21 protein-coding genes are annotated in these 21793 nt (G+C 67.8%); 14 read left to right on the top strand and 7 right to left on the bottom strand.

Annotation, left to right across the window (positions count from 1 at the left end; genetic code table 11):
• Positions 1-94 precede the first annotated feature (94 nt).
• Genes ABLE38_RS12010 through ABLE38_RS11985 form a run of 6 tightly spaced genes read left to right on the top strand, consistent with a single transcriptional unit; the run spans position 95 to position 4750 of the window.
• Positions 95-1030, top strand: coding sequence for a F0F1 ATP synthase subunit gamma (locus ABLE38_RS12010; RefSeq protein WP_348974373.1), 936 nt, complete (start codon positions 95-97; stop codon positions 1028-1030).
• On the top strand, positions 1030-1671 hold the full coding sequence (locus tag ABLE38_RS12005) for a hypothetical protein (protein ID WP_348974372.1): 642 nt from the start codon (positions 1030-1032) through the stop codon (positions 1669-1671). The genes ABLE38_RS12010 and ABLE38_RS12005 overlap by 1 nt, the downstream gene beginning before the upstream one ends.
• Before the next feature lies 1 nt (position 1672).
• Positions 1673-3202 carry a F0F1 ATP synthase subunit beta gene (gene atpD / locus ABLE38_RS12000; RefSeq protein ID WP_348974371.1) on the top strand — a complete coding sequence of 510 codons (1530 nt, stop codon included), beginning with the start codon at positions 1673-1675 and terminating at the stop codon, positions 3200-3202.
• The gene (locus tag ABLE38_RS11995) at positions 3199-3858 is read left to right on the top strand and encodes a hypothetical protein (RefSeq protein WP_348974370.1); all 660 of its coding nucleotides are present in this window, start codon (positions 3199-3201) and stop codon (positions 3856-3858) included. Before atpD ends, ABLE38_RS11995 begins: the two co-directional genes overlap by 4 nt.
• A gap of 9 nt (positions 3859-3867) precedes the next feature.
• The gene (locus ABLE38_RS11990; protein WP_348974369.1) at positions 3868-4122 is read left to right on the top strand and encodes an ATP synthase F1 subunit epsilon; all 255 of its coding nucleotides are present in this window, start codon (positions 3868-3870) and stop codon (positions 4120-4122) included.
• A 4-nt stretch (positions 4123-4126) separates the two neighbouring features.
• Positions 4127-4750: a hypothetical protein gene (locus tag ABLE38_RS11985; protein WP_348974368.1), complete on the top strand. Its 624-nt coding sequence runs from the start codon at positions 4127-4129 to the stop codon at positions 4748-4750.
• Between the two features lie 24 nt (positions 4751-4774).
• Here ABLE38_RS11985 and ABLE38_RS11980 read toward each other — a convergent pair whose 3' ends face one another.
• On the bottom strand, positions 4775-5239 hold the full coding sequence (locus ABLE38_RS11980; RefSeq protein ID WP_348974367.1) for a DUF6265 family protein: 465 nt from the start codon (positions 5237-5239) through the stop codon (positions 4775-4777).
• 172 nt (positions 5240-5411) lie between these two features.
• Between ABLE38_RS11980 and ABLE38_RS11975 the strand changes: the two genes are divergently transcribed.
• Both ABLE38_RS11975 and ABLE38_RS11970 read left to right on the top strand, forming a co-directional pair.
• Positions 5412-6971, top strand: a complete 1560-nt coding sequence (locus ABLE38_RS11975) for an ATPase, T2SS/T4P/T4SS family (RefSeq protein ID WP_348974366.1) — start codon at positions 5412-5414, stop codon at positions 6969-6971.
• Positions 6972-6996: 25 nt separating this feature from the next.
• A complete protein-coding gene (locus ABLE38_RS11970) occupies positions 6997-8145 on the top strand; it encodes an aspartyl protease family protein (protein WP_348974365.1) in 1149 nt (382 codons plus the stop codon).
• Here ABLE38_RS11970 and ABLE38_RS11965 read toward each other — a convergent pair.
• Positions 8142-8705, bottom strand: coding sequence for an Imm42 family immunity protein (locus tag ABLE38_RS11965; protein ID WP_348974364.1), 564 nt, complete (start codon positions 8703-8705; stop codon positions 8142-8144). The two genes, ABLE38_RS11970 and ABLE38_RS11965, sit on opposite strands and share 4 nt — an antisense overlap.
• Positions 8706-8738: 33 nt before the next feature.
• Positions 8739-8927, bottom strand: a complete 189-nt coding sequence (locus ABLE38_RS11960) for a hypothetical protein (protein WP_348974363.1) — start codon at positions 8925-8927, stop codon at positions 8739-8741.
• 51 nt (positions 8928-8978) lie between these two features.
• Here ABLE38_RS11960 and ABLE38_RS11955 point away from each other — a divergent pair, with 51 nt between their 5' ends.
• Both ABLE38_RS11955 and ABLE38_RS11950 read left to right on the top strand, forming a co-directional pair.
• Positions 8979-9800 carry a methyltransferase gene (locus ABLE38_RS11955; protein ID WP_348974362.1) on the top strand — a complete coding sequence of 274 codons (822 nt, stop codon included), beginning with the start codon at positions 8979-8981 and terminating at the stop codon, positions 9798-9800.
• Positions 9801-9865: 65 nt separating this feature from the next.
• On the top strand, positions 9866-10921 hold the full coding sequence (locus ABLE38_RS11950) for a methyl-accepting chemotaxis protein (protein WP_348974361.1): 1056 nt from the start codon (positions 9866-9868) through the stop codon (positions 10919-10921).
• Here ABLE38_RS11950 and ABLE38_RS11945 read toward each other — a convergent pair.
• Positions 10905-11690 carry an SLATT domain-containing protein gene (locus tag ABLE38_RS11945; RefSeq protein WP_348974360.1) on the bottom strand — a complete coding sequence of 262 codons (786 nt, stop codon included), beginning with the start codon at positions 11688-11690 and terminating at the stop codon, positions 10905-10907. The genes ABLE38_RS11950 and ABLE38_RS11945 overlap by 17 nt on opposite strands.
• Before the next feature lie 12 nt (positions 11691-11702).
• Positions 11703-12272 carry a polyhydroxyalkanoate synthesis repressor PhaR gene (phaR, locus tag ABLE38_RS11940; protein WP_348974359.1) on the bottom strand — a complete coding sequence of 190 codons (570 nt, stop codon included), beginning with the start codon at positions 12270-12272 and terminating at the stop codon, positions 11703-11705.
• Positions 12273-12342: 70 nt separating this feature from the next.
• Here phaR and ABLE38_RS11935 point away from each other — a divergent pair, with 70 nt between their 5' ends.
• From ABLE38_RS11935 to ABLE38_RS11920, 4 genes are all read left to right on the top strand, one after another.
• A complete protein-coding gene (locus ABLE38_RS11935; protein ID WP_348974502.1) occupies positions 12343-13356 on the top strand; it encodes an alpha/beta fold hydrolase in 1014 nt (337 codons plus the stop codon).
• A 39-nt stretch (positions 13357-13395) separates the two neighbouring features.
• Positions 13396-14577, top strand: a complete 1182-nt coding sequence (locus tag ABLE38_RS11930; protein ID WP_348974358.1) for an acetyl-CoA C-acetyltransferase — start codon at positions 13396-13398, stop codon at positions 14575-14577.
• 242 nt (positions 14578-14819) lie between these two features.
• The gene (locus ABLE38_RS11925) at positions 14820-18026 is read left to right on the top strand and encodes a TonB-dependent receptor (RefSeq protein WP_348974357.1); all 3207 of its coding nucleotides are present in this window, start codon (positions 14820-14822) and stop codon (positions 18024-18026) included.
• Between the two features lie 84 nt (positions 18027-18110).
• Complete coding sequence (locus ABLE38_RS11920) at positions 18111-19088, top strand: 2OG-Fe(II) oxygenase (RefSeq protein ID WP_348974356.1); 978 nt, start codon at positions 18111-18113, stop codon at positions 19086-19088.
• A 3-nt stretch (positions 19089-19091) separates the two neighbouring features.
• Here the strand turns inward: ABLE38_RS11920 and ABLE38_RS11915 are convergent, their stop codons facing one another.
• Together ABLE38_RS11915 and ABLE38_RS11910 are read right to left on the bottom strand one after the other, a co-directional pair.
• The gene (locus ABLE38_RS11915) at positions 19092-20108 is read right to left on the bottom strand and encodes an alanine racemase (protein ID WP_348974355.1); all 1017 of its coding nucleotides are present in this window, start codon (positions 20106-20108) and stop codon (positions 19092-19094) included.
• Positions 20109-20171: 63 nt separating this feature from the next.
• On the bottom strand, positions 20172-21767 hold the full coding sequence (locus ABLE38_RS11910) for an MFS transporter (RefSeq protein ID WP_348974354.1): 1596 nt from the start codon (positions 21765-21767) through the stop codon (positions 20172-20174).
• Between the last annotated feature and the right edge of the window lie 26 nt (positions 21768-21793).

Below are 21793 nucleotides of genomic sequence, written 5' to 3'. Positions count from 1 at the left end.
GTCACCCCGGCCTTGAGCCGGGGTCCCGCTCAAGACGACGGATCGAAGTAGCGGGACCCCGGGCCGAGCCCGGGGTGACGACAAGAGGAACAGAATGGCTAGCCTCAAGGCACTCAAGATCCGCATCGGCTCGGTGAAGTCGACGCAGAAGATCACCAAGGCGATGAAGATGGTCGCCGCCGCCAAGCTGCGCCGCGCGCAGGAGGCGGCCGAGGCCGGGCGCCCCTATGCCCAGCGCCTGGAGGCGGTCGTCGCCAGCCTCGCCAGCAAGGTGACGGTGAGCGAGAGCTCGCCCAAGCTGCTCGCGGGCACCGGCAAGGGCCAGGTCCACCTGCTCGTCGTTGCCACCTCGGATAAGGGCCTGGCCGGCGCGTTCAACACCAACATCGCCCGCCTCGCCCGCCGTCACGCCGAGAGCCTGATCGCGCAGGGCAAGACGGTGAAGATCTACACGATCGGCCGCAAGGGGCGCGCGCCGCTCAACCGGCTGTTCCCCAAGGACATCATCCACTCGGTCGAGCCGGGCGATCTCGGCAAACTGAGCTTTGCCGATGCCCGCGGCTATGCCGACGACATCATCGCCCGCTACGAAGCCGGCGAGTTCGACGTCGCGACCCTGTTCTACGCGCACTTCAAGTCGGTCCTGACGCAGGAGCCGACCGCGCAGCAGATCGTGCCCGTCAAGCCGCCGATCGTTGCCAACGCCAACATCACGTTGGGCGAATTGACCTCGGGTTCGGGGGCTGTCCCAGCTCCCACGCCGACCGCCGCGCCCGCCGCCGTCACCTATGAGCCCGACGAGGAATCGATCCTCGCCGACCTGCTGCCGCGCAACGTCGCGATCCAGCTGTTCCGCGCGATCCGCGAGAATGCGGCGTCGGAGCAGGGCTCGAAGATGACCGCGATGGACAACGCCACGCGCAACGCCGGCGACCTGATCAAGAAGCTCAACACGATCTACAACCGCCAGCGCCAGGCGGCGATCACCACCGAGCTGGTCGAGATCATCTCGGGCGCCGAGGCGCTCTGATGCGTGCCGCGCTTCCCCTCCTGCTGATCGTGGCCGCGGCCCCGCTCGCGGGCTGCGGCGGCGCGCATGATTCGGCCACGCGCAACGAGGAGCAGGCCGCCGCTGCCGAGCAGCGCGCGCCCGATCCCGAAAAGGTGATGGCCGAGCGCTGGGCCCAGATCTTCGCCGATCCCAAGGCGGCCGTCGCCGCGGCGAACGACTTCGGCTACAAGGTTCCGGGCTATCTGCCGGCGGGCAAGGACTTCGAGGCCAAGGGCGCGGTGACGCTGCCCGAAAAGCCGAAGGCGATCACCGTCGACAGCGGCTTCACCGCCAGCGGCGCGGCCGCCGACAAGCTCGATACGCTCGTCTTCACGTTCGACGTGCGCCACAAGGGCAAGGTCGATCGCGAGAGCGCCGAGGCCTATCGCTATCCGGTCCGCATCGTGCTCGGCTTCCTCGGCCGCTTCCAGGTCGGCCCGGGCGACACCATCCTGGGCGCGCTCCGCCGCCGCGAATCGGCTTCGGCCACGCTTCACGGCGTACCGGTGAAGGTCGACGCCCAGCCCATCGCCGGCGGCGATGCCAAGGACCGCCACATCACCGTGACTTTCACCCGCATCGGGGCTAGTGCCCCCGCCAATCAGACCCAAGGAAAGTAAGATGGCTACCGCAGCTCCGACCGCAGAGAAGCCCGCGCGCAAGCCGCGCGCCGCGAAGCCCAAGGCCGACGCGCCGGGCGCCGTTCCGGCTACCACCAACAATGTGGGCCGCATCAGCCAGGTGATCGGCGCCGTCGTCGACGTGTCGTTCGATGGCGGCACGCTGCCGGCCATCCTCTCGGCGCTCGAGACCGACAACAACGGCAACAAGCTCGTCCTCGAGGTTGCCCAGCATCTCGGCGAGAACACCGTGCGCACGATCGCGATGGACGCGACCGAGGGCCTGACCCGCGGCCAGACCGTGACCGACACCGGCTCGCAGATCCGCGTGCCCGTCGGCCCGAAGACGCTCGGCCGCATCCTCAACGTCATCGGCGAGCCGATCGACGAGCGCGGCCCGGTGAACGCCGAGCAGACCGCGCCGATCCACGCCGAGGCACCGCTCTTCGTCGACCAGTCGACCGACAGCGCGATCCTGGTCACCGGCATCAAGGTCATCGACCTGCTCGCCCCGTACGCGAAGGGCGGCAAGATCGGCCTGTTCGGCGGCGCCGGCGTGGGCAAGACCGTGCTCATCCAGGAGCTGATCAACAACATCGCCAAGGGCCATGGCGGCACCTCGGTGTTCGCCGGCGTCGGCGAGCGTACCCGCGAGGGCAACGATCTCTATCACGAGTTCCTCGACGCGGGCGTCATCGCCAAGGACGCCGACGGCAACGCGCAGTCGGAGGGCTCGAAGGTCGCGCTGGTCTATGGCCAGATGAACGAGCCGCCGGGCGCCCGTGCCCGCGTCGCGCTGTCGGGCCTGACGATCGCCGAATATTTCCGCGACGTCGAAGGCCAGGACGTGCTGTTCTTCGTCGACAACATCTTCCGCTTCACCCAGGCGGGCGCCGAAGTGTCGGCACTGCTCGGCCGCATTCCGTCGGCCGTGGGCTACCAGCCGACCCTGTCGACCGACATGGGCGCGCTGCAGGAGCGCATCACCTCGACCAACAAGGGCTCGATCACCTCGGTGCAGGCCGTGTACGTCCCCGCCGACGATCTTACCGATCCGGCGCCGGCCACGTCGTTCGCCCACCTCGACGCGACGACCGTGCTCAACCGCGCGATCTCGGAGCTCGGCATCTATCCGGCGGTGGATCCGCTCGATTCGACCAGCCGCGTGCTCGAGCCGCGCGTCGTCGGCCAGGAGCATTACGAGACGGCCCGCGCCGTCCAGTCGATCCTGCAGAAGTACAAGTCGCTGCAGGACATCATCGCCATCCTCGGCATGGACGAGCTCTCGGAAGAGGACAAGCTGACCGTCTCGCGCGCACGCAAGATCCAGCGCTTCCTGTCGCAGCCGTTCCACGTCGCCGAAGTGTTCACCGGCATTCCGGGCGCGTTCGTGCAGATCGAGGACACGATCCGCTCGTTCAAGGCGGTGGTGAACGGCGAGTATGACCACCTTCCCGAGGCGGCCTTCTACATGGTCGGCGGCATCGACGACGCCGTCGCCAAGGGCAAGAAGCTGGCCGAAGACGCGTGATGCTCACGCTGGCGGCGATGATCGGCGGGTTCGCGGCGCAAGCCGCGCCTGCCTCGCCGCCGCTGGCGGAGGTCCTGCCGCGTGCCGCCGCGTTTTGCGGAAGCATGACGGAAGCCGAGAAGATCACCACGCCGAACGGCGCGGAACTCTATGCGCCCGACAATGCGCTGCCGGTCATGTCGCCCGGCGTGGCGAGCAGGAACCGGTCGATCAAGCCGCTCTCCACCGCGCCCGCTTTGGTCCAGCGCTTCATCGCGACGGGCCAGGCGAGCCGCCCCTACCGGGTCGATAGCGCATTCCGCTTCCCGGCCGCCTCGGGCGAAGCCTGGGTGATCCTGTACAGCGGCGCGGCCTGCGACCTGTTCGTCACCGGATCGGCCCAGCCGCTCGACCCGCTGGTCCAGGCGCTGGCGACCGGGCTGGAAGGCCAGGGCTGGCGCACGCTCCGATACACCGCCGCGACCACGGCGATGCCGCTGTCGCAGCGGGTGATGCTGCAGACGGCGCCGAAGCCCGGCGCAGCCGCGCACGGCACGCGCGCGATGCTGCAATGGCTGGCCCCGGCCGTCGCCCAGAGCGATGGGGTGCAGCTCGAGATCAACTACATGTCGGGGGACATTGCCGCGCAACAGCCGGCCCCCGCGCAGAAGCCCTAGGAAACAAGCATGTCGCTCCACTTCGAACTCGTCACGCCCGAAAAGCTCCTCCGCTCGGAGGAAGTGCACATGGTCGTCGTCCCCGGCAGCGAGGGCGATTTCGGCGTGCTCGAGGGGCATGCCCCGCTGATGTCGACGATCCGCGACGGCAATCTCGAGATCTACCGCGACGGCGCCACGACGCCCGAGACGATCCGCATCGAGGGCGGCTTCGCCGAAGTGAACGAGAAGGGCCTCACCGTCCTCGCCGAAAAGGCGGGCTGAGCCCATGCCGGCGCGGCTGCCCCTGTTCGCAGCCGCGCTCGCGCTCCCGTCGGCTGCGGCGCTCCCGCCGGTTTTCGCCGACGCCCAGTCGACTGCGCCCGCCGCGCTCGATCAGCGCGTTGCCGAGCTTGCATCCGGCTTCTGCATCGATGTCTTGTCGAGAAGCGTGACGCTGCCCGAGCCCGGCGATGCCGAGACGGCGCTCTTCGCGCGCTACGGGATCCAGCCCGGCATGCCCGACGCGGCGCTGACCGCGCTCGGCCGGCAGGGCACCAGCCTTATCTCGAACGCGACGCTTGCATCCGGCACCGCTACCGACGGCGCCTTCGCGATCGCGCTGGGCGGCGCCGCCGGCCCGAGCTGCCGCATCATCGTCTACAAGGCGCCGACAAGCCGGCTCGTCGTGCGCAGCAGCTGGGAGAAGATGGCCAGCCCGGCCTTTGCGTGGAAGGCATTGCCGCCCCCGCCCCAGCCGCCCGCCATGCTTCGGCTGATGGCGGCGAAGCGGCGCCCCGGCGGATCGCCCTATCTCGCCACCCTGATCGCGCCGATGGCCCCGGGGGAGATCGCGATGATCGTCTCGGTCGCCGCGATTCCGCCCAATGTCACGCTGCCGCAGGGCTTTTGACGGCGCAGCGCCGCGGTCCGGGAGCTACTCCGTCACGCGGTGATATTCCCAGATGATCGACTTGCTGCCGTCGGCCAGCGCGATTTCGGCCATCAGCGTGTCGCCGTCGCGCCAATAGCGCACGCGCTGCGGATAATCGTGCGTGCGGTTCTCGAAGCTGACCGCCAGCGCGGCGACATCGTCCGGCCGCGCGCGGAAATCGGCGGGTGCCTGGCCGCGCGGCTCGGCATGGAACACCCAGCCGGCGCCGTCGCGGCGAATCTCCATCTTCTCCTCGGGCGTGATCGTCCGCTCGCGGCGCGTCACGCTGGTGCCGCGCATCCCGTCCGCCGTCGGCACCCAGGTCTCGCAAATGGTGCCGGGCACCGGCGGATGCGGCAATGTGCACCAGCTGCCGGCCAGCCAGGCGAAGGGCGGTTCCTGCTGCTGCTGCGCCGGGGGCGGGATCGGGGCCGGCCCCAGCGCCAATGCCATGACGATCGCGATCATCCGTCGATCCTCCCTGCGGATCCGCCGCCCTGCGCGGAGCATTGCTATAGGCGATGTTTACCGAACCTGCACCTCTTCCAGTCCAATCCGTAACTGCACGGGGGTTACCGGGTTAGGTAAATATCAAGCCTTGGCCGCTAACGCTCTGCAACCGAGGGGACATTGGATTCTGATGAGCGCTTTCGGACGACGCAGCGGAATGGGTGGGGCGCCGGGCAACAGGCCGGCCTTCGGCGTCGCGCGCCCGATGCAGGGCGGCGGACCGCTTCCCCGCCCGACCGATCCCGCGCCGCTCGGCGGCGAGCAATTCCCGCCGGTCAATTCGGTGCCGCTGCCCGGCCAGGGCGCCGCCGATCCGATGGCCGAGCGCGATCCCAGCGGCCCCAGCGCCGCCAATGCCGATGCGCTGCAGCGCCTCGCCGATCGCCAGGCCGCGTCGGGCGATGCCGGCAATTCGCGGATGGAGGGCTTCGAGGCCTCGATCCACCGCATCAAGGAACAGGTCCTCCCCCGCCTGCTCGAGCGCGTCGACCCCGAGGCCGCCGCGACGCTGAGCAAGGACGAGCTGGCCGAGGAATTCCGCCCGATCATCGGCGAAGTGCTCGCCGAGCTGAAGCTGACCCTGAATCGCCGCGAGCAGTTCGCGCTCGAGAAGGTGCTGGTCGACGAGCTGCTCGGCCTCGGGCCGCTCGAAGAGCTGCTCAGCGACCCGGCCATCTCGGACATCATGGTCAACGGCCCCGAGCAGACCTTCATCGAGCGCAAGGGCCGGCTCGAGCTCGCCAACATCCAGTTCCGCGACGAGGAGCATCTGTTCCAGATCGCGCAGCGCATCTGCAACTCGGTCGGTCGCCGCGTCGACCAGACCACGCCGCTGGCCGACGCCCGCCTCAAGGACGGCAGCCGCGTCAACGTGATCGTGCCGCCGCTCTCCCTGCGCGGCACGGCGATCTCGATTCGTAAATTCTCGGCCAAGCCGATCACGCTCGACATGATGGCCCAGGGCGGGTCGATGTCGCAGAAGATGGCGACCGCGCTCAAGATCGCCGGCGCCAGCCGCTTCAACATCGTCATCTCGGGCGGCACCGGCTCGGGCAAGACGACGATGCTCAACGCCCTGTCGAAGATGATCGACCCGGGCGAGCGCGTGCTGACGATCGAGGACGCGGCCGAGCTCCGGCTGCAGCAGCCGCACTGGCTGCCGCTCGAAACCCGCCCGCCGAACCTCGAGGGCCAGGGCGAGATCACCATCCGCGATCTCGTGAAGAACTCGCTGCGTATGCGCCCGGATCGCATCATCCTGGGCGAAATCCGTGGCTCCGAGTGCTTCGACCTGCTCTCGGCAATGAACACCGGCCATGACGGCTCGATGTGCACGCTCCACTCCAACTCCCCGCGCGAATGCCTGGCGCGTATGGAGAACATGGTGATGATGGGCGACATCAAGATGCCCAAGGAAGCGATCTCGCGTCAGATCGCCGACTCGGTCGACCTGATCGTCCAGGTGAAGCGCCTGCGCGACGGCTCTCGTAGGGTCACCAACGTCACCGAAGTGATCGGCATGGAAGGCCCGGTGATCGTCACCCAGGAGCTGTTCAAGTTCGAGTATCTCGACGAGAGCGCCGACGGCAAGATCATCGGCGAGTACCGCTCGATGGGCCTGCGCCCCTATACACTCGACAAGGCGCGCCAGTACGGCTTCGACCAGGCGCTGCTCGAGGCGTGCCTCTGATCGCCTGACCGGCTAGGGTTCGCCCGTGCTGCCGTTTCTCCTGCCCCTGGCGCTTGCCGCCGCTGCGCCCGCCGGCGATCCGCCCGCCGACGGCATCGCGCTCTCGCCTGACAGCGAGGCGCGCTGGATCGCCTTCGACCTGACGCCGTCCAACCAGATCCGCTTCGAGGCGGTGCTCAATGGCCGCCCGGTGCGCGCGGTGCTCGACACCGGACTGACCAACACGATCGCCACGCAGGATTTCGCCACCCGTGCCCGCCTCGCCATCGGCCGCAGCCAGCGCGCGCTGGCTATCGGCGGCGGCGTCGAGGTTGCCTGGGCGCCCGGCGGCACGCTGGTGATCGGCGGACTCACCCGGCGCGGCGGGCGCATCGCCATCCCCAACGCGCCCGGGCAGGACCGGTTCGGCGCCGACCTGCTGATCGGCAGCGACGTGCTGAGCTGCTGTGCGCTCGACATCGACTATGCCGTGCGCCGCTTCCGCATCCTGCCGAGCGGCCGCATGCCCTTCACCGGCCACACCGCCCCGCTTGCGCTCCAGCGCGATTCGGGCGTGCCGGTCACCGAGATCAGGCTGGGCGGCGCGCGGCTGCGCCCGATGATCGTCGATACCGGCGACGGTGCCTCGGTGACGCTGAGCCGTGCCGCCTGGACCTCGGCCCAGTATCGCGGCGCCACGCTCACCACCACGCTCGGCTGGGGGATCGGCGGCGCATTGGTGAGCGAGGCCGCGGTGATCCCGGGCTTCGCGCTTGCCGGCGCGCCGCTGCCCGAGACCGAGCTGCGCATCGAGGGCGAGGGCGGCTATTCGGCGGAGGCGGGCGCGGCCGGGCGGATCGGCACCGGGCTGCTGCTGCGCTACCGCGTGCTGCTCGATCCCAGGGCCGGCCGCATGGTCCTGCAGCCCGGCACGCTCGCGGGCGCGCCGGTGCTGCGCTCGACCAGCGGGCTGCTGCTCGGCGCCGAGGGCACGCATCTGCGCGTCCTCCACGTCATGCGCGGCTCCCCCGCCGCCGACGCCGGCTGGCATGAGGGGGAGACGATCTGCCAGGCCGATGGCGCCTCCGTCGCCGGCCGCCCGATCGAATGGAGCGCGGGCGCGCCGGGGCGGGTGGTGAAGCTCGGCCTGTGCGACGGCCGCGAACGCAGCCTCACGCTGCGCAAATTCTACTAGGCGGGAAGCACCCCGCGCGCTGCCTCTGCGGCGAACCGTTCGCTCCATTCGGAGAGCAGGCCGTAGAACGCGTCACCCTCCAGCCACTGCTCCGCGATAGAATTGGCGGTGTCCTCGGGCGATTCCAGGTTCTGGAATGCGATCAGGCGGACCTTCGACCCGATGTCGAACTGCAGGATGTAGCTGCCGTCGTCGAAGGCCTGGTCGCCATCGGGCGCCCACTGGATCTTGCTGTTGTGGATGCAGTCGCCGAATTCCGATGCCGTCAGGTCGAAATAACGGTCTCGTTTCGTGTCGCGGTAGAGCGCATCGAGGAACGCGTCGACGATCGCTGGCGCGCGCACGTCCGAGAGGAACGGCACCTGGTGCGTTCCGCGCCGCCAGACCCGATTGTTCACTTCGTCGAACGAGCAATCGAGCAGCGTGGCGGACGGTTTCCGCACGCCGTAGCGCTTGCCGCCGACATGGACCACGAACCAGCCGAGCCCGCGGGGCTGGCCCGGCAGCAGCTGCGTGATCCCGCTCTCGATCGCGAACGAACCCTGGTCCCCGACAAGCATCTTCAACCTCCCGCACCCTTCCCGGTCATGCCCTCACCGCAGGTTCAGCGCCACGCTTACCAGGATCACCGCGAACAGCATCGCCATCACCTGGATCAGCGACCAGGGCACATAGCCGACATCGTCGATCCGCTTGCGCTTGCGCCGGCGGTGCTCGCCCAGCCCGCTGACCACCGCGACCACTGCCGCGCCTGCCGCGCCCAGCCATAATTGTTGTTGCATCGCCTCGATAAACCCCCAAATGCGCGCACGACATCTAGGGAGCGAATTCGCATGCGCCAGACCCTGACCCTCCTCGCCGTGCTCACCACCGCGGTCGCCGTGGCCAGCGTCGCCACCGGCGCGCCCCGGATGCCGCGCCAGACGATCGCCGACGCGGTCGCCTCGCCCACTCGCACGCCGGCGAATGTCGTGCGCGACCAATATCGCCATCCGGTCGACACGCTCACCTTCTTCGGGGTGAAGCCGGCCAGCACCGTGGTCGAGATCTGGCCCGGCGGTGGCTGGTATACCGAGATTCTGGCGCCGCTTACCCGCGCAAAAGGCACGTATTACGCCGCGATCGGCCCCGATTTCCCGAACGGCGGCAGGGCAGTCGAGACGCTCAAGGCCAAGGACCCAGCCCTCTACGGCCATGCCAAGCTCGTCGCCTTTCCAGCACAGGCCGGCCAGCCCAGGGTGCCCGACGGCAGCGCGGACATCGTCCTGACCTTCCGCAACGTCCATAACTGGCGGATGGGCTACAAGCGCGGCGACGTCGACTATTCGCCCGAGGCCTTCCGCCAGATGTTCGCGATGCTCAAGCATGGCGGCGTGCTGGGCATCGAGGACCACCGCCTGCCCGAGGGCGCCAGCGCCGAGCGCGAGAAATCGAGCGGCTATATCAAGGTGTCGACCGTGCGCCGCCTGGCCGAGCAGGCCGGCTTCCGCTTCGCCGGCGCGTCCGAGGTCAACGCCAATCCGCGCGACACCGCCGATTGGCCGCAGGGGGTGTGGACGCTGCCGCCGACCTACACGCTCAAGGACGTCGACCGCGCGAAGTACGCCGCGATCGGCGAGAGCGACCGGATGACGCTCAAGTTCCGGAAACCCTGAGCCAATTTCCACCAAAGCGGCGGCGACTCAACGCAGCGTTAACCAATTCGGGTTACGCCTGAAACGTGCCACGCCGTATTCGAACCCTTCTGTCGGTCCTCCGCGAGGAAGTAGACAGCTACGCCGCGACCAGCGAGGAGATCGCTGCGCGCACCAATCTGCTTGCGCTGAACGCCGCGATCGAGGCCGCCCGCTCGGGCGAGGCAGGGCGCGGCTTTTCGGTGGTGGCGCAGGAAGTGAAGGCGCTGGCGCAGCAGGCGCGCGGCGCCTCGATCGAATTCCGCTCCGAAGTGCGCGAGCGCCTGTCGATGGGCGCCAGCATCGCCGACGAGATGGTCAGCGAGATCGAGGGCACCCGGCTGGTCGAGCTCGCCCAGGCGCTGATCCAGAACGTCACCCGCCATCTCTATGGCCGCAGCATCGATCTGCGCGTGCTCGCGTCCGATGCCGAAGTGATCGCCGCGCTCGAGGATCCCTCGCCCGAGACGATCGCCGCGGCCGATGCCCGGCTGGCGATGCTCACCGCGATCTCGCCCTATTACGTCAACGCCTTCCTCGCCAATGACCGCGGCAAGGTGATCGCCGCTTCCGATCCGCATGCGCGCGTGCGCGGCGTCGATCTGTCGGAAGCGCCGCAATATCTCAACGCGATCCGCAGCCACCGCCGCGACGAATGGTTCACCGACGAAGTGTGGCTGAACCCCTATTCGGACCACCGCGCCGTGCTCGTCTTCGTCACCGGCGTGCGCCCGCGCGGGCGCGACGGCCGGCCGATCGGCGCCTTCTATCTCGAGTTCGACTGGGAAGGGCATATCCCCGCTATCATCTCGGACCGCTCGCTGTTCGGCGAGCGCGACTGGTCGCGCACCACCATCTCGATCGTCGACCAGGCCGACAAGATCATCGCCAGCTCGGCGGGCAAGCGGCACGGCGAGCATATCGCGCTGCCGCCCAATGCAGTGCGCGGCGCCGAAGTGCGCGGCGACAACACGATCGCCTTCGCCAGCGCCAGCGAATATCACGGCTTTACCGGGCTCGGCCTGCGCTGCGTGATCGAGCAGAAGATGCCGACGCTCGAGGAAATCCGCGCGGCGCTGGGCGGGCTCAGGGCGCGGCGCTAGCCTTCGATGACTTTCGACTTGGGTCGGGCTTTGGTTTAGCCTTGGAACTCACCTTGTCCTGCCCCGCGGCATGCAGCCGCATGCTCCGCGCGGCTGAAGCCTCCGCGTCTGCAAGCGCTTCGCCCCATTCGCCGGTTTCTTCCTGAATGACGGTGTAGACTGCGATCATCAGCGACCGGACAAGCGTGAATCCCTGCGTAACCAATGTCCCGTCGGGCGCGGTGAGATAGCGGACGCGCCATTCCTGCCAATCGAGGAAGAAGCCATTGACCAAGCGCTCGATTTCATATTGCGCCTTCACCGCGCGAACATGACCGTCGGTGCCGCCGAAGAGTTGATTTCCCGCAAACATGGAAGCCGCCACGGCAAGCAGCACATAGCCCCATTTCGCCAACCCCATCGATGCAGGCCACGCAGCTTCGACCAACGGGCAAAGCAGGCCAAGACTGCCGGATATGTAAGCGGCCGTGCGAAAAGCGCCGGCGGCGCTACGCCGACCGATCCGAAGCCCGTAATAATAGTCGATCTCGGCCTGGAACAACGTCGTCGCCGCCTTGGCAACCGCCTCCATCGACGCTGGAATATCGCCCGGTGCCCAGGTACGGGCCTCCAGGCTGGCAATGAAATTCGTGACTCGCTTGGGATGCTCTATCGGGGTGTCGCTCGACTTGCGGGCACGCTGTGCGGCCCATGTCAGCACGCCGCCGCTCCCCATCAGGCTCGCGCCGATCCCGACGGCGGGAAGCAGGTCCAGGGAGACCACGGACATCTCCCCGGCCCCTTATTTCGCCAGCTTCTCGATCTTGTCCTGCAGCCGGGCGAGCTCGGCCTTCAGCGCCGAGACATCGTCGTCGCCGCCCGTGGCTGGAGTCGGCGCAGCAGGGGCGCCGGGAGTGCCCGGGGTCGCGCCGGGCTTGAACGCCTGGGTCGCCGCTTCGAAGATTTCCAGGTTGCGCTTGGCCATCTCGGCGAAGGGCGAGTTGGCGAACGCGCCCTCGACCGCCGACTTGAACTGCTGCTGGTTGCGGCGGAAGCTCTCCATCGAGGCCTCCAGATAGCCCGGCACCATCGCCTGCATGCTGTCGCCATAGAGCGCGATCAGCTGGCGCAGGAAGTTGACCGGCAGCATGGTCTGGCCGCGCTGCTCCTCTTCCATGATGATCTGGGTGAGGACATTGTGGGTGATGTCCTCCTCGGTCTTGGCATCGACGACCTTGAAGTCGCGGCCCTCCCGCGTCATCGCCGCCAGATGGTCGAGCGTGATGTAGGACGAAGTTTCGGTGTTGTAGAGTCGCCGGTTCGCGTACTTCTTGATGATGACCGGACCAGTGCCTGCAGCGCTCTTTTTCATCTAAGGCCCCCGAGTGAGTGAAACATATCTATCATCGTTTCATTCTGCGGCGCAACACGGACCGCGCCCCCTGCCGCTGTTCCTTTCGCTGTTGCGCAGCGAGACTGCAGCATCGCCCGAGCGCAGGGCCGCCGCACTCGCCGGATTGAAGGCCTATCAGGAAGCCGAAAGGCCGCCGGAACGCGCGCCGAAGCCCGTGATCGCGACCGCCGGGCGCGCCTGCCTGCGCGATTACGGCGGCAGCGGGCCGCCGGTCGTGTTCGTTCCTTCGCTGATCAATCCGCCCTTCATCCTCGACCTCGCCCCGGGCAATTCGCTGCTCGAATGGCTGGCGACTCAAGGGATTCGTCCGTTGCTGGTCGATTGGGGCACGCCGGAGCCGGAGGATCGCGACCAGGGCATCGACCACCATGTCGGCGAGTTGCTGCTGCCGCTCCTCGACTCGCTCGGCGCGCCCGCGCTGCTCGCCGGCTACTGCCTGGGCGGCACGCTGGCGATGGCCGCGGCGGCGCTCCGCCCGGTCCGCGGGCTGGTGACGATCGCCGCGCCGTGGCGCTTCCGCCGCTATGGCGATTTCGCGCGTGCAGCCATTGCGGCGCAATGGGAAGCCGCCCAGCCCGCCTGCGCCCGGCTCGGGCTCGTGCCGATGGAAGTGCTCCAGGCCGGCTTCTGGCAGCTCGACCCCGCGCGCACGATCGCCAAGTTCGAGCGGTTCGGCCGCCTCGCGCCCGGCAGCGACCAGGCCCGCGCCTTCCTCGCGCTCGAGGATTGGGCCAATGCCGGCGCGCCGCTCACCTATGCCGCCGGCGCGCAGATGTTCGAGCGCTTCTTCCGCGACGATCGCCCGGGCATGGGCCGCTGGTGGGTGAACGGCACGCGCGTGGTCCCCGCCCGCCTCGCCTGCCCAGCGCTCGAGCTGCTCTCGACCACCGATCGCATCGTCCCCGCCGCCACCGCCGCGGGGCTGGCCGAGCGGCGCAGCCTCGCGCTCGGCCATGTCGGGATGATCGTCGGGGGCCGCGCCCGGACAATGGTCTGGGAGCCACTGCGCGACTGGTTTCTTGCCGCAGCGCACACTAGATAGCGCCCAAACAAAACCGACCACCCGCAGGAGTCCGATCCCATGGCCAACCCGACCGACGTCGTCATCACCGCCGCCAAGCGCACCCCCGTCGGCAGCTTCCTCGGCGCCTTTGCCGGCACGCCCGCGCACGAGCTGGGCCGCATCGCGATCGAGGCCGCGCTCGAGCAGGCCGGGGTGAAGGGCGAGGAAGTGAGTGAAGTCATCCTCGGCCAGGTGCTCACTGCGGCGCAGGGCCAGAACCCCGCCCGCCAGGCCTCGATGGCCGCCGGCGTGCCCAAGGAAGTGCCGGCGTGGAGCGTGCAGCAGGTCTGCGGCTCGGGCCTGCGCGCCGTCGCGCTTGCCGCGCAGGCGATCCAGACCGGCGACTCCACGATCGTCGTCGCCGGCGGCCAGGAGAGCATGTCGCTCGCCAACCATGCCCAGGCGCTGCGTGCCGGCGCCAAGATGGGCGACGTCACCCTGGTCGACACGATGATCAAGGACGGCCTGACCGACGTGTTCAACGGCTATCACATGGGGATCACGGCGGAGAACCTGGCCGAGCAATACCAGGTCACCCGCGCCGAGCAGGACGAGTTCGCCGTCGCCAGCCAGAACAAGGCCGAGGCTGCCCGCGCCGCCGGCCGCTTCAAGGACGAGATCGCGCCGGTCACGATCAAGGGCCGCAAGGGCGACACGGTCGTTTCCGATGATGAATATATCCGCGCCGGCGCCACTGTGGATAGCGTCGCGGGCCTGCGTCCCGCGTTCAAGAAGGACGGCACCGTCACCGCCGCCAACGCCTCGGGCCTCAACGACGGCGCCGCCGCGCTGGTGGTGATGAGCCGCGCCGAGGCCGAGAAGCGCGGCTCGCCGATCCTGGCGACGATCAAGAGCTGGGCGACCGCCGGCGTCGATCCCTCGGTCATGGGCATCGGCCCCGTCCCGGCGTCGAAGAAGGCACTCGAAAAGGCCGGCTGGACGATCGCCGATCTCGACCTGATCGAAGCCAATGAGGCCTTTGCCGCCCAGGCGCTGTCGGTCGGCAAGGAGCTCGGCTGGGACGCGAGCAAGGTCAACGTCAATGGCGGCGCGATCGCCATCGGCCACCCGATCGGCGCCAGCGGCGCGCGCGTGCTCACGACGTTGCTCTACGAGATGGCCAAGCGCGACGTGAAGAAGGGCCTCGCCACGCTGTGCATCGGCGGCGGCATGGGAATCGCGATGTGCGTGGAGCGGTGAAACCGTTTCCCGATTGTTTCTAAAATCAAATGCGCCTTAGTGTATTATTGCACTAAGGCGCATTATGAATGTTACATTAACCCGACCTCGCATTGTAATATCCCTTCGCTCGCGTCGCATTTTTGCAACACATCGCGCAGAAACACCGCGTTGCAACATATTTCGCAATATATCGGCTTGTCAGCACGCCTTCGTGACGGCGTGATGTCCTCTTCGGGCATTCCGCTCGTAGGGGCTAAGACATGAAGATGAAGCATCTGCTGAGTGCTACGGCGCTCGCAGGATCTCTGATCGCCATTCCGAGCGCGTGGGCGCAGGACGCCGCGCCGCAGACGGACCAGAGCGCAGAAACCCCGACGCAGGACACCATCCTCGTCACCGGCTCGCGCATCCGCCGCCCCGACCTGGAGTCGACGGTGCCGGTCGCCACCCTCAAGGGTGAGGACATCTACAAGCAGGCGAACACCAACCTGGGTGAGACGCTGAACAACCTGCCGCAGCTCCGCAGCACGTTCGCGCAGCAGAACCCAGGCCTGGGCATCGGCATCGCCGGCCTCAACCTGCTCGATCTTCGCGGCCTCGGCGTGCAGCGCACCCTGGTGCTGGTCAACGGCCGCCGCCACGTTCCGGGCGACATCCAGAACACCGCCTCGGCAGTCGACATCAACTCGATCCCGACCGACCTGGTCGAGCGCGTCGAAATCGTGACGGGCGGTAACTCGGCCGTGTACGGTTCGGACGCCATCGCGGGCGTCGTGAACTTCGTGCTGAAGGACAATTTCGACGGTGCGCAGATCCGCGCCGGCGCCGCACTCCCCGAGTTCGGTTCGGGCGGCAGCCACTATGTCAACGGCATCTTCGGCAAGAACTTCGCCGATGGCCGCGGCAACGTCGCGATCGCCGGCGAATACACCGTGCAGGACCGTCTGTTCGGCTCGCAGATCCCCTGGCTGCGCAACTCGAACGGCTTCATCACCAATGACGTCGACGGCGCTGGCCTGACCAACGGCAGCGACGGCATTCCGGACACCGTGTTCGCGCGCAACATCCGCACGACCACGATCTCGCGCTACGGCCTGATCCCGATCGTCGAGACCCGCAACGCTGCGGCGCCCTGCGGCACCGGCATCGCCAGCGGCACCGGCGTTCGCACCAACTACAACTGCAACTACCTGTTCGACTCGCTCGGCAACCTGGTGCAGCAGACCGGCAACCGCGTCGGCAGCGGCCCGACCGGCACGTTCATCGGCGGCAACGGCGACAACAACCGCGAAGATCGCCTGCTCTCGATCATGCCGATGAACAATCGCTACACGGCGAACCTGATCGGCCACTACGAGTTCAGCGACGCGGCAACGCTGTTCGTCGAAGCCAAGTATGCGCGCGCGCATACCCAGGGTTCGAACTCGGGCCCGGCGTTCAACCAGGGCTTCAACCAGACCTACGCCGACTATCGCGCCAACTACCGCCTGGACAATCCGTTCCTGAGCGCGTCGGCACGCACCACCATCGCCAATGCGATCCTCGCTTCGGGCAGCAACACCGGCCTGACCGGCGGCGCGGCGCTGAGCGCGGCGGACATCGCGGCGATCGCCAACGGCACCTATCGCTTCACGCTGGCCCGCAACTTCACCGATCTCGGCATTCGTGACGAAGATACGGTGCGCGAGACCTACCGTGTCGTGGTTGGCCTGCGCGGTGACCTCACCCCGCACGTGAACTACGAAATCTCGGCGAACTATGGCCGCACCAACGAGGACGTGAAGATCCTCGGCAACGTCAACGTGCAGCGCCTGATCCTGGCGCAGGACGCTGGCATCGATCCGGCCAACCCGGGTGCAGGCATCCAGTGCCGTTCGAAGTTCGATCCGGCGGCGCGCGGCGTCGTTGCGGACGTCGACGGCGTGGCGAACTCGTACCTCGCAGCCGACATCGCGGCCTGCGTTCCGTACAACCCGTTCGGCGGCCTGAACAACGATGCAGCGCGTAACTACATCGTCAACAACTCGGGCGATCACGGCCACATGAGCCAGATCGACGTCACCGGCTTCGTCTCGCTCGACACCGGCGGCTTCTTCAAGCTCCCGGGTGGTGCGGTCTCGCTGGTTCTCGGCGGCGAATGGCGCCGTGAAGACGCGAACTTCAAGGCTGATCCGGACATCGAGGCGGGCCTGACCTTCCTCAACGCCCTGCAGACCTTCAACCCGCCGACGGCGCAGGTCACCGAAGGCTTCGGCGAGCTCAACATCCCGCTCCTGAAGGACATGCCGTTCTTCAAGAGCCTGAGCCTCAGCGGTGCAGCCCGCGTGTCGAAGTACAACTCGGCATATGGCGACACCGGCACGACCTGGGCGTGGAACTTCGGCGGTGAATGGGCTCCGATCCCGGATATCCGTTTCCGTGCGAACTACGGTAAGGCGGTGCGCGCACCGAACTACACCGAGACCCAGGCGCCGTTCGGCCAGAACTTCGCTCCGGGCTTCCTCGATCCGTGCAACTCGGGCCGCATCGGTGCGGGTACCGCGCAGCGCGTGACGAACTGCCAGGCAGCGCTGGGCGCGAACATCAACAACGCGGACTTCCAGAGCCTCACCAACCTCGGCTACTCGCTCGAGATCCTCACCGGCAGCAACCCGCTGCTCAAGGCTGAGACCTCGAAGTCGCTGACCGTCGGTGCGGTGCTGACCCCGCGCTTCATCCCGGGCTTCGACCTGACCGTCGACTATTACGACATCAACGTGGAGAACGTGATCTCGACTGCCAGCGCGCAGACGATCGTCAACCTCTGCTACGATGAAGGTCAGTTCTGTAACCTGTTCCAGCGCAACAACACTGCAACCACGGGTCCGGCCGGCGAGCGTCCGGGTCAGATCCTGCAGGGTTCGCTGATCCAGGCCGGTCTGAACTTCGCGTCGCTCAAGCGTCGCGGCATCGACTTCCAGATGAACTACAACCACGCGATCAGCTCGAACGCGCGGTTGACGGCAAGCCTGTATTACACGCACCAGCTGAAGAACAGCAACTACACCGACCCGACGCGTCCGGCATTCGAGAGCCGTGTTCTCGGCCAGCTGGGCGATCCGCAGGATGAAGTTGTGTTCCGCACCGACCTGACCGTTAACAAGTTCAAGTTCGGCTATGGCGCGCACTATATCGGCCCGATGCTGACCACGGCCTATTCGAACATCTACTCGATCAACGGCAATCCGCCGGCGAACGAGGACGTGATCGACATCCGTCAGTATCCGTCGGTTCTTTACCACAACCTGCGCTTTGGCGTTCAGCTCGGCGCGACCTCGGACAACCGCAAGGGCTTCGAGTGGTTCGGTGGTATCGACAACGTCGCCGACAAGCACCCGCCGCTCGGCTCGACCGCGGTCGGCTCGGGCAGCGCGATCTATGACATCATGGGTCGTACCTTCTACACGGGTGTCCGCGCGACGTTCTGATCGTCGGATAACCTTGCTACTCCGGGGGGACGAAGGCACTGCCTTCGTCCCCTTTTTCTTGGGCATGGGATCGGAACGCAGCCGATGACGGCAATCGAAACTGCATATCGCAAGGTGTCCGCAGGCCAGCCCGCCGAGGGTCAGGCGATGCTCGAGGCGGCGGGCCGGGCCGGCGACGCCAGTGCGCTGGCCGAGCTCGCCGTATGGCACCTGGCCGGCAGCATCGTCCCGCGCGATCTTCCCGCCGCGCGGGCGCTGCTGAAGCGCGCGGTCGCGATCGGCCATGTCGATGCCGCGCTGATGGAGATCGCGCTCACCGCCAATGGCAGCGGCGGCGCACCGGACTGGCCCGCCGCGCTCGCACTGCTGCGCCAGGCCGCACCGGGCGATCCGCTCGCCGCCGAACACCTCGCCTTGTTGAACGCGATGGCGCTCGGGCCCGATGGCGCGCCTACGCGTCTCCCCCAATCCGAGCAGCTTCACGATCACCCGGCGATCCGACGCTTCCCCGGCTTCTGCACGCCCGCCGAGGCCGCCCATATCGCCTCGCTCGTCGCCAATACGCTCGAGCCCGCAACCGTGTTCGATCCGGCTAGCGGCAAGATGATCGCGCACCCGATCCGCGCCTCGGACAATGCCCCGATCGGACCGACGGTGGAGTCGCTCGTCGTCCAGGCGATCAATCGCCGGATCGCGGCGGCGACCGGCAGCCAGGTCAGCCAGGGCGAGCCGCTCACCGTGCTGCGCTATGCGCCCGGCCAGCAATACCGCCCGCATCTCGATACGCTACCGGGCACGCCGGCCAACCAGCGGATCCGCACCGCGATCCTCTATCTCAGCCAGGGCTATCGCGGCGGCGAGACGCAATTCCCGCTGCTCGGCATCACCGTGGCGGCACAAGGCGGCGACTTGCTGGTGTTCGACAATGTAATGGCGGACGGCAGCCCCGAACCGCGCAGCCGCCATGCCGGTCTCCCGGTCCAGGCCGGCGCCAAGTGGATCGCGACGCGCTGGATCCGCCAGGCGCCGATCGATCCCTGGACGATGGGCGCGACCGGCTGAGCGCTAGCCCCAGCGCCGATCGTAGCGCGGGCCGAGCCCGGTCAGCAGCTCATATTGCGAGAGCCCGCTCAGCGCCGCGGTCTCGGGCAGGGCGTATGCCATCGCCAGCCAATCGCCTTCGCGCAAGCCAGGCAGCGCCGTTACGTCGACCGCGGTCAGGTCCATCGAGACGCGGCCGATCAGCGGCAGCGTGACTCCCTCGGCGTGCGCCGATCCCTTGCCCGAGAAGCAGCGCAGATAGCCGTCCGCATAGCCGAGGTTGAGGATCGCCACTTCGGTGTCGGCCGGCGCCGTCCAGGTCGCGTTATACCCCACGCTGTCGCCGGCGCGGACCAGCCGGCGCTGGAGGATCTGCGCCTCGGGCGTCACCACCTGGCGGATCGCGTCATGCGCGGCGCGCTGCCGGCCGCCATAGAGCGCGATGCCCGGACGGGTGAGGTCGAAGGCATAATCGGTGCCGAGCGCGATGCCAGCCGAATTGGCAAGGCTCATCCGCTTCGCCCCGGCCTTCCCCTTCAGCGCGCCGAATGCCGCGAGCTGGCGCGCGTTCAGCGGCACATCCTCGTCGGCGGAGACGAGGTGGCTCATCAGCGTCTCGATTGCCAGCCCGTCGAGCAGCCCCGCTCCAACCTCCTCGGCCGAAACGCCCAGCCGGTTCATGCCGGTATCGACCATCACGTCGCACGGCCGCCCGCTCGGCTTCCAGCGCGCTACCTGCTCCGCGCTGCTCAGCACCGGCCGGGCATAGTCCGCATCGATCGGATCCTCGGCGCGCAGCCCGTGCAGCACCGATACGGCCAGTCCCAGATCGGCCAGCGCTTCCGCCTCGGCCCAGGTCGCGACGAAGAAATCGCGGCACCCCGCCTCGGCCAGTCGCGTCGCCACCCCGCGCGATCCCAGCCCATAGCCATTGGCCTTGATCGCCGCGCCGCATGCCGCGGTGCCGCTGAGCTTCGCCAGGTGCCGCCAGTTGGAGACGAGCGCGGCGCTATCCAGCCGCAGGCGCAGGGGAGCAGTCATGCCCTGCGGGTTAGGGGGTGCGCCCCGCCGCCGCAATGCCCGTTGCGGCGCAGAGCCATGCCCTCAGTGCCTGGCCTTCTTGCGCGGCGGCACCGTCTCCTTCAGCCCCAGCGCCGTCACCAGCAGCGCCATCGCGACCACGGCGATCGTGTACCACAGGCCCGAATAGGGATCGCCGGTCCGCGCGACGATGTATTGGCTGATGAACGGCAGGAAGCCGCCGAAATAGCCGGTGCCCAAATGATAGGGGATCGACATCGACGAATAGCGGATGCGGCTGGGGAACATCTCGCTGAGCAGCGCCGCCACCGGGCCATAGGTCGCGCCGGCCAGCGCCATCAGCCCGAGCAGCGCCAGCACGATCACCACGATGTTGCGCGGGCCCGGCACCACCCGGTCGAGCTTGTAGCCCGCCGCGGCCAGCGCCTGGTCGAGCCCCTCGACGCTGTTGTCGGCCACCGGCACGCCGCCGATCGTCACCACCACCGCGTCCGCCTTCAGCGTCTTGAACGCGACGCCCTTCTTGGAAAGCTGGTCGAGGATCTGGCCGCAGGCATCGGCCTGCCTGGTCGCGAAGGGATCATATTTGCAATTGGGGCCGCGCACCGCCACCGGCGCGTGCTTCGCCGATTCCGCCAGCCCCGGATTGGCCGCGCCGCCGATCGTCCAGAACAGCGGGAACAGCAGCACCAGCGTCAGCGCATAGCCGATCACGATCGGCTTCTTGCGCCCGATCCGATCGGAGAGATGGCCGAACAGCACGAAGAAGCCGCAACCGACCAGCGCCGATCCGCCGCAGATCAGCTGCGCGGTGGTCGGCTCCATCCGCATCGGCCCGGTGAGGAAGGAGAGCACCGAGAACATCGAGGTGTACCAGATCACCGTCAGCCCAGCCGCGATGCCGAACAGCGCGACGAACAGGCGCGGCAAATTGCCCGGATAGGTGAAGCTCTCGACGAACGGATTGGCCGCGGTCTCGCCCGCCTCCTTGATCGCCTGGAACACCGGGCTCTCGGAAAGCTTGAGCCGCATGTAGAGCGACACCGCGAGCAGCAGGATCGAGAAGAGGAAGGGCAGCCGCCAGCCCCATGCCTCCCAGGTCGCCGCCGGCATCGGCGCCTTGAACGCGAGCACCACCGCCAGGCTCAGGATGAAGCCGCCGACCACGCTCGCCTGGATGAAGCTGGTGTGGAAGCCGGCCCGCCCGCCCGGCGAATGCTCGGCGACATAAATCGCCGCGCCGCCATATTCGCCGCCCAGCGCCAGCCCCTGCGCCACCCGCATCAACAGGATGAGCAGCGGCGCGGCCACGCCGATCGCGCCATAGCTCGGCACCAGCCCGATGCCGGCGGTGGCGAGGCCCATCACGGTGATGGTGACGAGGAAGGTATATTTCCGCCCCATCCTGTCGCCGAGGAAGCCGAACAGCACCGCGCCCAGCGGCCGGAAGCCGAAACCGACCGCGAAGGCTGCCCAGGCGAGCAAGGTCGCCAGCATCTCGTTGCCCGCGGGAAAGAAGGTGTGCTGCAGGATGCCGGTGGCGGTCAGCGTGCCCCAGATGAAGAAGTCATACCATTCGAAGATCGTGCCCAGCGCCGACGCGCCGATCACCAGCCGGATATCCTTGCCCGTCGGCTCGCTCGCAACGCCCGTCATCATCCCATCCCCTTTTGCCGCGGAGCTTA

This window comes from Sphingomonas sp. KR3-1 (assembly GCF_040049295.1).
In the GTDB taxonomy this organism is placed as follows: Bacteria; Pseudomonadota; Alphaproteobacteria; order Sphingomonadales; family Sphingomonadaceae; genus Sphingomonas.
Note: the sequence above shows the minus strand (reverse complement) of the source record. Positions and strands in the feature narration are given on the sequence as shown.

Bases quoted from the DNA above. Each gene is read 5' to 3' on its own strand.
- ABLE38_RS12005 (WP_348974372.1), top strand. From the start codon at position 1,030: ATGCGTGCCGCGCTTCCCCTCCTGCTGATCGTGGCCGCGGCCCCGCTC.
- ABLE38_RS11945 (WP_348974360.1), bottom strand. From the start codon at position 11,690: ATGTCCGTGGTCTCCCTGGACCTGCTTCCCGCCGTCGGGATCGGCGCG.
- ABLE38_RS11990 (WP_348974369.1), top strand. From the start codon at position 3,868: ATGTCGCTCCACTTCGAACTCGTCACGCCCGAAAAGCTCCTCCGCTCG.
- ABLE38_RS11920 (WP_348974356.1), top strand. From the start codon at position 18,111: ATGACGGCAATCGAAACTGCATATCGCAAGGTGTCCGCAGGCCAGCCC.
- ABLE38_RS12010 (WP_348974373.1), top strand. From the start codon at position 95: ATGGCTAGCCTCAAGGCACTCAAGATCCGCATCGGCTCGGTGAAGTCG.
- ABLE38_RS11930 (WP_348974358.1), top strand. From the start codon at position 13,396: ATGGCCAACCCGACCGACGTCGTCATCACCGCCGCCAAGCGCACCCCC.
- ABLE38_RS11960 (WP_348974363.1), bottom strand. From the start codon at position 8,927: ATGCAACAACAATTATGGCTGGGCGCGGCAGGCGCGGCAGTGGTCGCG.
- ABLE38_RS11925 (WP_348974357.1), top strand. From the start codon at position 14,820: ATGAAGATGAAGCATCTGCTGAGTGCTACGGCGCTCGCAGGATCTCTG.
- phaR (WP_348974359.1), bottom strand. From the start codon at position 12,272: ATGAAAAAGAGCGCTGCAGGCACTGGTCCGGTCATCATCAAGAAGTAC.
- atpD (WP_348974371.1), top strand. From the start codon at position 1,673: ATGGCTACCGCAGCTCCGACCGCAGAGAAGCCCGCGCGCAAGCCGCGC.
- ABLE38_RS11910 (WP_348974354.1), bottom strand. From the start codon at position 21,767: ATGATGACGGGCGTTGCGAGCGAGCCGACGGGCAAGGATATCCGGCTG.
- ABLE38_RS11980 (WP_348974367.1), bottom strand. From the start codon at position 5,239: ATGATCGCGATCGTCATGGCATTGGCGCTGGGGCCGGCCCCGATCCCG.
- ABLE38_RS11965 (WP_348974364.1), bottom strand. From the start codon at position 8,705: ATGCTTGTCGGGGACCAGGGTTCGTTCGCGATCGAGAGCGGGATCACG.
- ABLE38_RS11975 (WP_348974366.1), top strand. From the start codon at position 5,412: ATGAGCGCTTTCGGACGACGCAGCGGAATGGGTGGGGCGCCGGGCAAC.
- ABLE38_RS11985 (WP_348974368.1), top strand. From the start codon at position 4,127: ATGCCGGCGCGGCTGCCCCTGTTCGCAGCCGCGCTCGCGCTCCCGTCG.
- ABLE38_RS11955 (WP_348974362.1), top strand. From the start codon at position 8,979: ATGCGCCAGACCCTGACCCTCCTCGCCGTGCTCACCACCGCGGTCGCC.
- ABLE38_RS11915 (WP_348974355.1), bottom strand. From the start codon at position 20,108: ATGACTGCTCCCCTGCGCCTGCGGCTGGATAGCGCCGCGCTCGTCTCC.